The organism is Pseudomonas sp. XWY-1, from assembly GCF_002953115.1.
In the GTDB taxonomy this organism is placed as follows: Bacteria; Pseudomonadota; Gammaproteobacteria; order Pseudomonadales; family Pseudomonadaceae; genus Aquipseudomonas; species Aquipseudomonas alloputida.
In genome coordinates this window covers 5,417,713-5,429,984 of the sequence record NZ_CP026332.1, presented here as the reverse complement: position 1 = coordinate 5,429,984, position 12,272 = coordinate 5,417,713, and the positions used below count along the sequence as shown (strand labels likewise).

Below are 12,272 nucleotides of genomic sequence, written 5' to 3'. Positions count from 1 at the left end.
TGATCCATTTCCCCTGTCAGGCCGCAGCTGTTTCACCCCCCCGAGGCCGGACGGGGATGCATGACCGCACGCTGACGTTCTTCCTGCAGGAACTTCATGATGATCGGGGCGACGGCTTCGGCACGGGTGATCAGGAACAGATGGCCGTCGTCGATAATGTGTAGCTGGGCATTGGGAATCCGCCAGGCCAGCAGGCGCATGTTGATCAGCGGGATCAACGGGTCGTCGTCGCCAGCCAGTACCAGGGTGGGCTGCCGGATCTTGTGCAGCCAGTGGATGCTGGTCCAGCCCAGCCCGGCGAACAGCTGCCAGTAGTAGCCCAGCTTGCCGCCGGAGCGCACCTTGGCGGCATGGTGCATGGCCAGGTCGGGGTCACGTCGGAAGCCGCCGCCATAGATCATCGGCGCAATGCGGATGACATGCGATGGCTGCACGTAACGCCGGGGGCTGGCCATCATCCACAGCACCTTGGGCTTGCCTGGCACCATTACCGCACCGGCAGCGGTGGCGGCCAGCACCAGCTTCTTGCAGCGCTCGGGGTAATCGTGAGCAAACTGCTGGGCCAGGGCGCCGCCCCAGGACACGCCGATGACGTTGACCTGGCCGTAGTCGAGGTAGTCGAGCATCCGCGCGGTCAGCTTGGCCAGCCCAGGGAAGCGGTACGGGTTGCGTGGCGTAGACGAGCCGCCGACCCCGGGCACATCGAAGGCGATGACTTCCAGGTCCGGGTCAAGTGCATCGATGAACGGGAACACCAGCTCGAGGTTGGCGCCGATGCCGTTAAAGATCAGCAACGGCGTCAGGTGCGGCTTGCCGGGGCGAACAGCGGTGCGGATGGACTGGTTGTCCAGCTCGACGGTCCTGAAAATATAGGGTTGCGGCATGCACGTGACTCTTGGGTGAAGTAAACACCGTGGCGCCGTGCAGGCCGCCACGGCGCTGTAACTCAACGCTCGTGAACGTAGGTGCCTGGGGAGGCTTCGCCGGCGGCATAGGTACGGTTGCCCAGGCGGGTCGGTGCCTTTTTCAGCGCGCCGGCACGCTCGCCCAGCCAACTCTGCCAGTGCAACCACCAGGAGTCTGCATGCTTGATGGCATTTTCCTGCCAGGCCACCGGGTCACCCGGGCGATCGGCACCGGTCATGAAACGTGCCTTCGGGTTGCCCGGCGGGTTGAGGATGCTCTGGATATGCCCGCTGTTGGACAGTACGAATTCGATCTTGCCGCCGAACAGATGTGCCGAGCGGTAGCATGACGGCCATGGGGTGATGTGGTCGTTGGTGCCGGCGAGGCTGTAGATGTCGCATTTGACCTGTTTCAGGTCGATCGCGGTGCCGCACACTTCCAGGGCGTCGGGGCGGGTCAGCGGGTTGCTCTTGAACATTTCGATCAGGTCGCCGTGGAAGGCGGCCGGCAGGCGCGTGGTGTCGTTGTTCCAGAACAGGATGTCGAACACGGGGGGCTCATTGCCGAGCAGGTAGTTGTTTACCCAGTAGTTCCAGATCAGGTCGTTGGGGCGCATCCAGGCGAACACCTTGGCCATTTCGCTGCCTTCCAGCACGCCCGCCTGATAGGAGTGGCGCTTGGCGGCCTCCAAGGTCTGCTCGTCGACAAACAAAGCAACCTGGTTGTCCATGGTGGTGTCCAGCACGCTGACCAGCAGGGTCAGGGCGTTGACCTTGTTCTCGCCAATGGCGGCATAGTGGCCCACCAGTGCGGTACAGGTGATGCCACCGGAGCAGGCGCCGAGCATGTTCAGGTCCTTGCTGCCGGTAATCGACAGCACCGCGTCGACGGCTTCTTTCAGCGCATCGATATAGGTGGACAGGCCCCATTCGCGCTGGGCCTTGGTCGGGTTGCGCCAGCTGATGATGAAGGTCTGCTGCTGCGAGCGCAGGCAGAAGCGCGCCAGGCTCTTTTCCGGGCTGAGGTCGAACACGTAGAACTTGTTGATCTGTGGCGGCACCACCAGCAGCGGACGCGCATGCACTTGTTCGGTGATGGGGCTGTACTGGATCAGTTCCAGCACATCGTTGCGGTACACCACCGCGCCTTCGCTGGTGCCCAGGTTCTTGCCCACTTCGAAGGCATCCATGTTCACCTGGCTGGGCATGCCGCCGTTGTTGACCATGTCCTTGGCCAGGTTGGACAGGCCATCGAGCAGGCTCTTGCCGCCGGTTTCGAAGAAGCGTTTGACCGCAGCCGGGTTGGACAGGGTATTGGTCGGCGCCATGGCCTCGGTCATCAGGTTGATGACGAACTGGCCGCGGCTGATGTCCTGGGGGGACAGGTCGCTGCTGCTCACCCAGTCCTGCAGCTCCTTGCGCCAGGCCAGGTAGGTTTGCAGGTAGCGGCGGTACAGCGGGTTGTTGCTCCAGGCCGGGTCATTGAAGCGACGGTCGTCGCTGTCCGGGGCCAGGCTGGATTTGCCCAGCAACACGTTCTTCAGCTCCAGGCCAAAGTGAGCCACATGCTTGGCGCTGTGCAGCGGTTGGCGCACGGCCTGGCGCAGCACGGTGCGTGCCGAGCTCAACAGGTCCTTGCGGCGGATGCCGATGACTGGGTTCAGCCCCAGGGTGTTTTCCGAGGCCTGCCGCTGCAGCTCATCGTTGTTCTTGTTACTCATCTACGACGCTCCGTTGTCCTGAGACGAGTACCGGTTGCTGTGGCGGGTGCACAGCCCTGAGCCCGGTACTGCTACTCGGGTGACCAGTGATAAGGAACAGCGGTGCTGCGTGGGTTCTGCCGACCTGCAAAGTCATGCAGGGAACTTGCCACACCCATTGGTTACCCGACTTTCGTGTAATGCGCAAGACAGCCCTTCACTGGGCTGTCTGCAAGTCATTCAAACAGATGAATTTAGAAAATGCGCTCTAAACCCCGCAGGCCTTGCGCTAGAGCATGAGCTTGACCACAGATTCGGCTGGGTCGCGGGATTTGCCGGCCTTGTGCAACTCGTCGAGGTATTCCGCCCACAGTTGTTCCTGGCGCAGGCACAGTTGCTCAAGGTATTCCCAAGTGAACAAGCCGCTGTCATGGCCGTCGTCGAAGGTCAGTTTCAGTGCATATTGGCCGGCAGGTTCCAGGCCACTGAGGCCAACGTTGATCTTGCCGAACTGCAGGATGGGGTTGCCGTGGCCCTGGACCTCGGCGGAGGGAGAGTGCACGCGCAGGAATTCGGCGGGCAGGTGGTAGACCTCGCCGGGCGCGTAGGTGAGGCTGAGGGTTTTGGAGGCTTTGTGCAGGTTGATGGCGGTAGGCAGGCGGGCCATGGGCAGAATCTCTCGGGAGCTGATGAGGCACAGCTTCCAGCTTATGGGGGAGGGATTCAAGGGCCTCTTCGCGGACAAGCCCGCCCCCGCACGGATCACCACAGACCCAAGGGTTGTGGTGGCGCGTGCAGGAGCGGGCTTGTCCGCGAAACTGTCGAAACCGGTCTTACAGAATGTAACGCGACAGGTCTTCGTTCTGTGCCAGCTCACCCAGGTGGCTGTTCACATACGCCGCGTCGATCTGGATCGGCGCTTCGTCATGGGTGCTGGCCAGGTCGCCCGCACTGAACGACACTTCTTCGAGCAAACGCTCGAGCAGGGTGTGCAGGCGGCGGGCACCGATGTTTTCGGTCTTCTCGTTGACCTGGTAGGCAATCTCGGCCAGGCGCTTGATGCCGTCGGCGAGGAACTCGATGTTCAGGCCTTCGGTCTTCAGCAATGCCTGGTACTGCTCGGTCAGCGACGCGTGCGGCTCCTGCAGGATGCGCTCGAAGTCTTCCGGGGTCAGTGCCTTCAGCTCGACACGAATCGGCAGACGGCCTTGCAGCTCGGGCACCAGGTCGCTCGGCTTGCTCAGGTGGAATGCACCCGAGGCAATGAACAGAATGTGGTCGGTCTTGACCATGCCCAGCTTGGTGTTGACGGTGCAGCCTTCGATCAGCGGCAGCAGGTCGCGCTGTACGCCTTCACGGGACACGTCGGCGCCGCCAACGTTGCCACGCTTGGCAACCTTGTCGATTTCGTCGATGAACACGATACCGTGCTGTTCGACTGCTTCCAGGGCCTTGGCCTTGAGCTCTTCCTCGTTGACCAGGCGGCTCGCTTCTTCATCGCGAACCATCTTCAGCGCTTCCTTCACCTTCAGCTTGCGCGCTTTGCGCTTGCCCTTGCCCATGTTGGCAAACAGGCTCTGCAGCTGGTTGGTCATTTCTTCCATGCCGGGCGGCGCAGCAATTTCGACACCGACGGCATCGGCCACTTCGATCTCGATTTCCTTGTCGTCCAGCTGGCCTTCGCGCAGGCGCTTGCGGAACAGCTGGCGGGTGTTGGAGTCGCTGCTGGTCTGTGCGGCTTCCTCGCTGAAGCTGGTGACGCGTGCCTGGGGCAGCAGGGCGTCGAGGATGCGGTCTTCGGCGGCGTCTTCGGCGCGGTGGCGCACGCGGATGATTTCCTGCTCGCGCAGCATCTTCAGCGCGGCATCGGCCAGGTCACGGATGATCGACTCGACGTCGCGGCCCACGTAGCCCACTTCGGTGAACTTGGTGGCTTCGACCTTGAGGAACGGCGCGTTGGCCAGTTTGGCCAGCCGGCGGGCGATTTCGGTCTTGCCGACGCCGGTAGGGCCGATCATCAGGATGTTCTTGGGGGTGACTTCGGCACGCAGCTCGGCAGGGAGCTGCATGCGCCGCCAGCGGTTGCGCAGGGCAATAGCCACGGCGCGCTTGGCGTCGTCCTGGCCGATGATGTGGCGGTTGAGTTCGTGGACGATCTCGCGGGGGGTCATGGACATGATCAATACGGTCCTTGGGCAGGTGAGTCAGCGTGGAAAAGCCCCTTCACCGGGAAGGGGCGCCAGAACAGCTGAATCAGTCGGCCAGGTCCTGCTCCTCGATGGTCAGGTTGTGGTTGGTGAACACGCAGATGTCGCCGGCGATGTTCAGGGCGGTCTCGGCGATTTCGCGGGCCGAGAGGTCGGTCTTGTTCAGCAGGGCACGGGCTGCGGCCTGGGCATAGGCGCCGCCGGACCCCATGGCGATCAGGCCATCTTCGGGTTCGACCACGTCACCGTTGCCGGTGATGATCAGTGATGCATCCTTGTTGGCCACGGCCAGCATGGCTTCCAGGCGGCTCAGGGAGCGGTCGGTACGCCATTCCTTGGCCAGCTCGACGGCGGCGCGTACCAGGTGACCCTGGTGTTTTTCCAGCTGACCTTCAAAGCGCTCGAACAGGGTGAAGGCGTCGGCAGTGGCGCCGGCGAAGCCCGCGATGACCTGGCCGTGGTACAGGCGGCGCACCTTCTTGGCGTTGCCTTTCATCACGGTGTTGCCGAGGGATACCTGGCCGTCGCCGCCCATGACGACTTTGCCGTTACGGCGGACAGAAACGATTGTGGTCAAGGGGAGAGTCTCCACGCAGCGGGGCGAAAGTGCCTGATGCAGACTCATATGGGGGTGGGGGGAAGGATTTCAACCGGGGGGGATGAATGGTTGGTGCAGGCTAAAGGTTGCAGGTGGTCAATGTGGGAGCGGCCTTGCGTCGCGAAAGGGCCGCGCAGCGGCCCCAGGATCTCGGCATCATGCATAGATTGCTGGGGCCGCTTTGCGGCCCTATCGCGACACAAGGCCGCTCCCACAGGCGTTACTCAGGCCTCGTGGCAGATGTGCCCATCGACCAAGGTATAACGCACCGCGCCCGGCAGGCAGTGGCCGATGAACGGGCAGTTCTCGCCACGGGAGAACCATTGTTCGCCAGCAACGGTGGACGCTTGCGGGTCGAACAGCACCAGGTCGGCCGCGCCACCCACTTTCAGCTCACCGGCCGGCAGGCGCAGGGCGGCAGCCGGGCCGCTGCTCAGGCGGGCCAGCAAGGTTGGCAGGTCGAGCAGGCCGTCCTGCACCAGGGTCATGGCCAGTGGCAGCAGCAACTCGACGCTGCTGATACCCGGCTCGGTGGCGCCGAACGGGGCCAGCTTGGCATCGCGCTCGTGCGGCTGGTGATGGCTGGAGATGGCCTGGATCACCCCCGACTTCACCGCCTCGCGCAACCCGTCACGGTCGGCAGCGGTGCGCAGCGGCGGCTGCACGTGGTACAGGCTGGAGAACTCGCGCAGCGACTCGTCCGTGAGGATCAGCTGGTACAGCGCTACATCGGCGGTTACCGGCAGGCCCAAGGCCTGGGCCTGGGCGATCAGCCGCGCACCACGGGCGCTGGTGATCTGGCTGAAGTGCGCACGCACGCCGCTCTGTTCCACCAGCAGCAGGTTGCGCGCCAGGGCCACGGTTTCGGCGCTCTCCGGGATGCCCGGCAGGCCGAGGAAGCTGGCCATGGCACCTTCGTGGGCCAGGCCGCCCTGGGCCAGATCGCGGTCCTGGGAGTGGAACACCACCGTCAGGTCGAAGGTGGCGGCATACTCCAGGGCGCGGGCCAGGGTACGGTTGTTGGGGATTTCCTTCAGGCCGTTGCCAAACGCTACGCAACCGGTGTCACGCAGGGCCACCAGTTCGGCCAGTTGCTCGCCCTCCAGGCCCTTGGTCAGGGCGCCGACCGGGTAGACCTTGCTGTTGGCGGCTTCGCGGGCGCGGTCAAGGATAAGTTCGGCTACCGCCGAGGTGTCCAGCACCGGCTTGGTCTGTGGCGGGCAGCACAGGCTGGTGACACCGCCGGCAACGGCAGCGCGGGTTTCACTGGCGATGTTGCCTTTGCGGCTGTAACCCGGCTCGCGCAGGGACACGCCCAGGTCAACCAGACCGGGCGCAGCGACCAGGCCATCAGCCTGGATCGTGCGGCTGGCGCTGAAACCGGCCGGTGCGGCGCCGATGGCGACAATGCGGCCGCCGTCCAGGTGCAGGTCGGTGACCTGGTCCAGGCCGCTGTTGGGGTCGATGACCCGGGCGCCGAGAATACTGATGGTCACTGGGCGTTCTCCTGGTCCAATTGACGTTGCGCGTTCTGCCCGCTCATGGCCATGGACAGCACGGCCATGCGCACGGCGATGCCGTAGGTGACCTGGTTGAGGATCACCGAGTGCTTGCCATCGGCAACCGCCGACTCGATTTCCACGCCACGGTTGATCGGGCCCGGGTGCATGACGATGGCGTCAGGCTTGGCCCCGGCCAGGCGCGCGGTCGTCAGGCCGAACAGGCGGTAGAACTCGCCTTCACTGGGCAGCAGGCCACCGGCCATGCGCTCACGCTGCAGGCGCAGCATGATCACCACGTCGACGTCTTTCAGGCCTTCGGCGAGGTCGGTGTAGACCTTTACGCCGTACTGCTCGATACCGATCGGGATCAGGGTTTTCGGCCCGATCACGCGGATGTCCGGGCAACCCAGCGCTTTGAGCGCGAGCATGTCGGAACGGGCCACACGCGAGTGCAGGATGTCGCCGACGATCGCCACGGACAGGTTTTCGAAGCTGCCTTTGTGACGGCGGATGGTGAGCATGTCGAGCATGCCCTGGGTCGGGTGCGCGTGGCGGCCGTCACCGCCGTTGATCACGGCCACTTCCGGGCACACGTGCTCGGCGATGAAGTGCGCGGCGCCGGAGTCGGAGTGGCGTACGACGAACATGTCGGCGGCCATGGCTTCGAGGTTGCGCAGGGTGTCGAACAGGGTTTCGCCCTTGCTGGTCGAGGAGGTCGACACGTTCAGGCTGATCACGTCGGCCGACAGGCGCTGGGCTGCCAGTTCGAAGGTGGTACGGGTACGGGTCGAGTTCTCGAAGAACACGTTGCACACAGTCTTGCCGCGCAGCAACGGGACTTTTTTCACAGCCCGGGCACCGACTTCCAGGAAGGAGTCGGCGGTGTCGAGGATCTCGGTGAGCAGTTCGCGGGGCAAACCGTCAAGCGAGAGGAAGTGGCGCAGCTGGCCCTGATCATTGAGCTGCAGCGGGCGCTTGGCGTCGATTGGCGTCATCGCGGGGGACTCTTAAAGGGCGGAAGCGGAGGCGAGGTCCTGGCGCTCGAGGGCGAGCGGTGCGGGTCCGGTCAATTTTACCCGTTCATGGGCGGCCAGCGACAGGGTGGCGCCGAGCACGTTCGGGCGAATCGGCAGTTCGCCGGCATCCAGGTCCAGCAGGCAGACCAGGGTGACGCTGGCCGGGCGGCCGTAATCGAACAGTTCGTTGAGCGCCGCGCGGATGGTACGACCGCTCATCAGCACGTCATCCACCAGCACCAGGTGCTGGCCCTCGACCTCGAACGGCAACTCGGACGGGCGCACTTGTGGGTGCAGGCCGTTCTGGCTGAAGTCGTCGCGGTAGAACGACACGTCCAGGGTGCCCATTGGGCTGGTGTCGCCCATGGCATCCTGCAGGGCCTGGGCAACCCAGACGCCGCCGGTGCGGATACCGATGTAACGGGGCTCGGTGATTGCCCGGCGCGCCAGGTGGGCACGAAGGTCGACAGCCATCTGCCGGATCAGCTCGGCGGGATTGGGTAGGCTCATTGCGGGCTCCTCGGAAGGGTGCGCCGGGTGGGCCCGGCGGCAAAGATGATCAGGTATTGGCCTCCAGCCAGCCTTGCAGCAACAAGGCGGCGGCAATGGCATCGACCGGGTTGTCGCGGTAGCTGCCACGCTGGCCGCCACGGGCCATGCGCTCGCCTTTGGCCTCGAAGGTGGTCAGGCGCTCGTCGTGCGTGTGCACGGGCAGGTTGAAGCGGCCGTTCAGGCGGCGGGCGAACTTTTCGGCGCGGGCGCTCATTTCGCTGGGTGTGCCGTCCATGTTCAGCGGCAGGCCTACGACAATGGCATCTGGCTTCCATTCGGCAATCAGCTTTTCCACCTGGGCCCAGTCCGGTACGCCGTTCTGCGCCTTCAGGGTGCACAGTTCGCGGGCCTGGCCGGTAATCACCTGGCCGACGGCCACGCCGATCTGTTTGCTGCCATAGTCGAAGCCCAGCAGCAGGCGTAGATCAGCCATCAGGCGTGGCCCGCCTGGCTGGTCAGCAGGTGCAGGTTGATCCCCAGGCTGGCGGCCGCAGCCTCAAGGCGCAGGTCGCTGGCCATGCCGAAGACGATTTCCGGGTCGAACGGGCAGTTCAGCCAGGCGTTGTCGGCCAGTTCCGCTTCCAGTTGGCCCGCTTCCCAACCGGCATAGCCCAGGGTGATCAGGCTCTGTTTCGGGCCCACACCGGCGGCGATAGCCAGCAATATGTCCTGTGACGTGGTCAGCGACAGCCCTTCCAGCGCCACGCTGGCCTGGAAACTGCACTCGCTGCTGTGCAGCACGAAGCCGCGGTCGGTTTGTACCGGGCCACCCTGGTAGATCGGCACCTGCAAGGTGCTGGCCGGCGGCGTTTCGTCCGGGCGCAGTTGCTCGAGGATGTCGGCCAGGCTCAGTTCCTGTGGTCGGTTGACCACCAGGCCCATGGCGCCATGCTCATTGTGCTCGACGATATACGTGAGGGTCTGGGCGAAGTTCGGATCGGCCATGTGCGGCATGGCGATCAGGAACTGGTGCTTGAGGTAGCTGGGTGCGAGGGTTTTCATGGGGGATAGTGTGGCGCCAGGTGGCGAGACTGACAAGGTGGGCTTTGTGTCGCTTTTGCCGGCCCCTTCGCGGGCATGCCCGCTCCCGCCGATACTCCACAGGCTTCAGCGCCGGTGAGCAACCTGTGGGAGCGGGCGCGCCCGCGAAGAGGCCGGCACAGGCAGAAAATCAGTTACTGGACAAACGGTCCCCACGGGCAAAGCGCCAGGTGCGGATGATCTCCAGCCGGTCGAACTCGGCCAGATCCCCGGTAAACGGTGCAAACGGCGCGGCCAGCCGCACGATGCGTTGCGCCGCCTGGTCCAGCACGGGCTGCCCGGATGATTCCAGTACCAGCACCTCGTACAGCGAGCCATCGCGGTTGATCGACACCATCATGCGCAAGTTGCCGTAGATCTGCTGTCGGCGTGCTTCGTCGGGGTAGTTGAGGTTACCCACGCGCTCGACCTTCTTGCGCCACTCTTCCTTGTACCAGGCGCCCTTGTCGCGCATGGTCGACGCGGCGTTCAGGCGATGGATGCGCGGGCGCTTGGCGTACATCTGCTGCTCGTTGGACAGCTCCGCCTCCAGGCTGGCGATCTGGCTGGACAGCTGCGAGCTGTCGAAGTCCGGTGCCGGTGCGGCTGGCTTGGGCTGTGCCTTGCTTTCCTTGGGTTTGGGCTCGACCTTGTGCGGCTTGGGCGCCGTCGTCACCACTGCCGACTTTTTCGGGGGAGGGGGTGGGACCACCTCTGGCCTGGCCGCAGGCGGTGGGGTGATCTTGTTGATCTTGCTGTCCTGGAACGGCGCCAGCTCGGTGGTCTTGGGCACCGCTTTCTTGTCCAGGGTGCCGCTGCCTTGCTGGTTGTCCTGGGCCTGGAAGTCAGCCTTCTCGGGCGGTTTCTCGCTCTTGAAGGTGGCCAGGGTGATGTCCATGGTGTGGCGGATTTCGGCAGGCTTGACCACGGTGAAGCCGACGCCAAGGATCAGCGCCAGGTGCACCAGCGCAGCCAGGAACAGGGTGAAGCCAAGCCGGTCCGCAGGGCGAACACGGGGAGGCAGCAGGTCGGCAGGGACGTCAGCGGGGTGCGTCATCAGGTATCCAGCAACCGCAGGGCGGGGCAGCAGCTCAGTCGAATAGGACCGGCATCATACCCCACTCTACGGCTTTACTTCGCGTTGGCTGTCAGCGTGCCTTTAGCTTGCGATCAATGGCATCCATCAGCTTGCCACCGATATCGGTGTTGTAGGCGGCATCGATTTCGCGGATACAGGTGGGGCTGGTGACGTTGATTTCGGTGAGGTAGTCGCCGATCACGTCCAGGCCAACGAACAGCAGGCCCTTCTCGCGCAGCGTCGGGCCGACCTGGGCGGCGATCCAGCGGTCGCGCTCGGTCAGTGGGCGGGCTTCGCCACGCCCGCCCGCGGCCAGGTTGCCACGGGTTTCGCCGCTGGCCGGAATGCGTGCCAGGCAATAGTCCACTGGCTCGCCATCGATCATCAGGATGCGCTTGTCGCCGTCCTTGATTGCCGGCAGGTAGGCCTGCGCCATGATCTGCTGGGTGCCCAGTGCGGTCAGGGTTTCCAGGATCACCGACAGGTTGGGGTCGCCAGCCCGGTGACGGAAGATCGACGTACCGCCCATGCCATCCAGTGGCTTGAGGATCACGTCGGCATGCTTGGCGGTGAATTCGCGAATGATGTCCGGGCGGCGGCTGACCAGGGTCGGGGTGGTGCATTGCGGGAACAGCGTGGCGAACATCTTCTCGTTGCAGTCGCGCAGGCTTTGCGGGCGGTTTACCACCAGTACGCCGTCGTTCTCGGCTTGTTCCAGCAGGTAAGTGCTGTAGACGAACTCCATGTCGAAGGGCGGGTCCTTGCGCATCAGGATCACGTCCAGCTCGGCCAGCGGGCTGTCCTGCTCCTCGCCCAGTTCGAACCAGCGTTCAGGGTCGGCAAACACCTTCAGCGGGCGCATGCGGGCGCGGGCCTTGCCTTCACCCTGATACAGGTCTTGCTGTTCCATGTAGAACAGGCTCCAGCCGCGTGCCTGGGCGGCCAGCAGCATGGCCAGCGAGCTGTCCTTCTTGTAGGAGATGGACGCGATGGGGTCCATCACAATGCCGAGGCGAACGCTCATGGGGGGTCCTCTTGGCGGCAGGTGGCCGCGGTGGATCGAAAGAAAAGTGGCTCAGGGTGGCGCCGCGAACGCCGACGGTCAAGGGGCGCGGCAGATGGAATGGCCACCCGGAGTATGCTAAAAATGCAGCTGCAAGCCTTGAGCTACAAGCCTCAAGAAAAGAGCATCCATGCGCCGAGCTGCTTTCTTGCAGCTTGCCGCTTGCAACTTGCGGCTTCAATCCTACTGGTAGGCGTCTATGGAACAACCCCTGAAGGTGATGGTGATCGACGATTCCCGCACGATCCGCCGCACCGCGCAGATGTTGCTCGGTGAAGCGGGCTGCGAGGTGATCACCGCCAGCGATGGCTTCGATGCCCTGGCCAAGATCGTCGACCATCAGCCCAGCATCATTTTCGTCGATGTGCTGATGCCACGCCTGGACGGCTACCAGACCTGCGCGGTAATCAAGCACAACAGTGCCTTCAAGGACACCCCGGTTATCCTGCTGTCGTCCCGCGATGGCCTGTTCGACAAGGCCCGCGGCCGGGTGGTCGGTTCCGATCAGTTCCTGACCAAACCGTTCAGCAAGGAAGAACTGCTCGACGCGATCCGCGCCCATGTGCCCGGGTTTGCCGCACCTCAACAACACGCACCCTGACCGAGCCCCGCCATGGCGCGGTCCTACTTT

General features: G+C 64.1%; 13 protein-coding genes. 1 reads left to right on the top strand and 12 read right to left on the bottom strand.

Annotation, left to right across the window (positions count from 1 at the left end):
- Window positions 1-32: 32 nt before the first annotated feature.
- From phaZ to gshB, 12 genes are all read right to left on the bottom strand, one after another.
- Window positions 33-884, bottom strand: coding sequence for a poly(3-hydroxyalkanoate) depolymerase (phaZ, locus tag PRJ_RS25370; RefSeq protein ID WP_010955567.1), 852 nt, complete (start codon window positions 882-884; stop codon window positions 33-35).
- Between the two features lie 62 nt (window positions 885-946).
- Window positions 947-2,626, bottom strand: coding sequence for a class II poly(R)-hydroxyalkanoic acid synthase (gene phaC / locus PRJ_RS25365; protein ID WP_010955566.1), 1,680 nt, complete (start codon window positions 2,624-2,626; stop codon window positions 947-949).
- Between the two features lie 268 nt (window positions 2,627-2,894).
- Entirely contained in the window at window positions 2,895-3,272 is a 378-nt protein-coding gene (locus PRJ_RS25360) for a gamma-butyrobetaine hydroxylase-like domain-containing protein (RefSeq protein WP_003249306.1), read from the bottom strand.
- Between the two features lie 166 nt (window positions 3,273-3,438).
- Window positions 3,439-4,782 (bottom strand): ATP-dependent protease ATPase subunit HslU, encoded by a 1,344-nt coding sequence (gene hslU, locus PRJ_RS25355; RefSeq protein WP_003249308.1) that lies wholly within the window; start codon window positions 4,780-4,782, stop codon window positions 3,439-3,441.
- Between the two features lie 76 nt (window positions 4,783-4,858).
- Entirely contained in the window at window positions 4,859-5,389 is a 531-nt protein-coding gene (gene hslV, locus PRJ_RS25350; RefSeq protein WP_003249309.1) for an ATP-dependent protease subunit HslV, read from the bottom strand.
- A 245-nt stretch (window positions 5,390-5,634) separates the two neighbouring features.
- Window positions 5,635-6,906, bottom strand: coding sequence for a dihydroorotase (locus tag PRJ_RS25345; protein WP_010955564.1), 1,272 nt, complete (start codon window positions 6,904-6,906; stop codon window positions 5,635-5,637).
- Window positions 6,903-7,907 carry an aspartate carbamoyltransferase catalytic subunit gene (locus tag PRJ_RS25340; RefSeq protein WP_003249311.1) on the bottom strand — a complete coding sequence of 335 codons (1,005 nt, stop codon included), beginning with the start codon at window positions 7,905-7,907 and terminating at the stop codon, window positions 6,903-6,905. Before PRJ_RS25340 ends, PRJ_RS25345 begins: the two co-directional genes overlap by 4 nt.
- Window positions 7,908-7,919: 12 nt before the next feature.
- Window positions 7,920-8,438 (bottom strand): bifunctional pyr operon transcriptional regulator/uracil phosphoribosyltransferase PyrR, encoded by a 519-nt coding sequence (gene pyrR, locus PRJ_RS25335; RefSeq protein ID WP_020191541.1) that lies wholly within the window; start codon window positions 8,436-8,438, stop codon window positions 7,920-7,922.
- Window positions 8,439-8,487: 49 nt separating this feature from the next.
- Window positions 8,488-8,913, bottom strand: coding sequence for a Holliday junction resolvase RuvX (gene ruvX, locus PRJ_RS25330; protein ID WP_010955563.1), 426 nt, complete (start codon window positions 8,911-8,913; stop codon window positions 8,488-8,490).
- Window positions 8,913-9,482 carry a YqgE/AlgH family protein gene (locus tag PRJ_RS25325; protein WP_003249318.1) on the bottom strand — a complete coding sequence of 190 codons (570 nt, stop codon included), beginning with the start codon at window positions 9,480-9,482 and terminating at the stop codon, window positions 8,913-8,915. Before PRJ_RS25325 ends, ruvX begins: the two co-directional genes overlap by 1 nt.
- Before the next feature lie 169 nt (window positions 9,483-9,651).
- Complete coding sequence (locus PRJ_RS25320; RefSeq protein ID WP_014592660.1) at window positions 9,652-10,557, bottom strand: energy transducer TonB; 906 nt, start codon at window positions 10,555-10,557, stop codon at window positions 9,652-9,654.
- Window positions 10,558-10,648: 91 nt separating this feature from the next.
- Window positions 10,649-11,602: a glutathione synthase gene (gshB, locus tag PRJ_RS25315; RefSeq protein ID WP_104962686.1), complete on the bottom strand. Its 954-nt coding sequence runs from the start codon at window positions 11,600-11,602 to the stop codon at window positions 10,649-10,651.
- Between the two features lie 238 nt (window positions 11,603-11,840).
- Here gshB and PRJ_RS25310 point away from each other — a divergent pair, with 238 nt between their 5' ends.
- Entirely contained in the window at window positions 11,841-12,242 is a 402-nt protein-coding gene (locus PRJ_RS25310; RefSeq protein WP_010955560.1) for a PleD family two-component system response regulator, read from the top strand.
- Window positions 12,243-12,272: the final 30 nt, after the last annotated feature.

What these genes read in the sequence shown, in the direction of transcription:
- phaZ (WP_010955567.1), bottom strand. Translation starts at nt 884, where the DNA reads ATGCCGCAACCCTATATTTTCAGGACCGTCGAGCTGGACAACCAGTCC.
- phaC (WP_010955566.1), bottom strand. Translation starts at nt 2,626, where the DNA reads ATGAGTAACAAGAACAACGATGAGCTGCAGCGGCAGGCCTCGGAAAAC.
- PRJ_RS25360 (WP_003249306.1), bottom strand. Translation starts at nt 3,272, where the DNA reads ATGGCCCGCCTGCCTACCGCCATCAACCTGCACAAAGCCTCCAAAACC.
- hslU (WP_003249308.1), bottom strand. Translation starts at nt 4,782, where the DNA reads ATGTCCATGACCCCCCGCGAGATCGTCCACGAACTCAACCGCCACATC.
- PRJ_RS25340 (WP_003249311.1), bottom strand. Translation starts at nt 7,907, where the DNA reads ATGACGCCAATCGACGCCAAGCGCCCGCTGCAGCTCAATGATCAGGGC.
- pyrR (WP_020191541.1), bottom strand. Translation starts at nt 8,438, where the DNA reads ATGAGCCTACCCAATCCCGCCGAGCTGATCCGGCAGATGGCTGTCGAC.
- ruvX (WP_010955563.1), bottom strand. Translation starts at nt 8,913, where the DNA reads ATGGCTGATCTACGCCTGCTGCTGGGCTTCGACTATGGCAGCAAACAG.
- PRJ_RS25325 (WP_003249318.1), bottom strand. Translation starts at nt 9,482, where the DNA reads ATGAAAACCCTCGCACCCAGCTACCTCAAGCACCAGTTCCTGATCGCC.
- PRJ_RS25320 (WP_014592660.1), bottom strand. Translation starts at nt 10,557, where the DNA reads ATGACGCACCCCGCTGACGTCCCTGCCGACCTGCTGCCTCCCCGTGTT.
- gshB (WP_104962686.1), bottom strand. Translation starts at nt 11,602, where the DNA reads ATGAGCGTTCGCCTCGGCATTGTGATGGACCCCATCGCGTCCATCTCC.
- PRJ_RS25310 (WP_010955560.1), top strand. Translation starts at nt 11,841, where the DNA reads ATGGAACAACCCCTGAAGGTGATGGTGATCGACGATTCCCGCACGATC.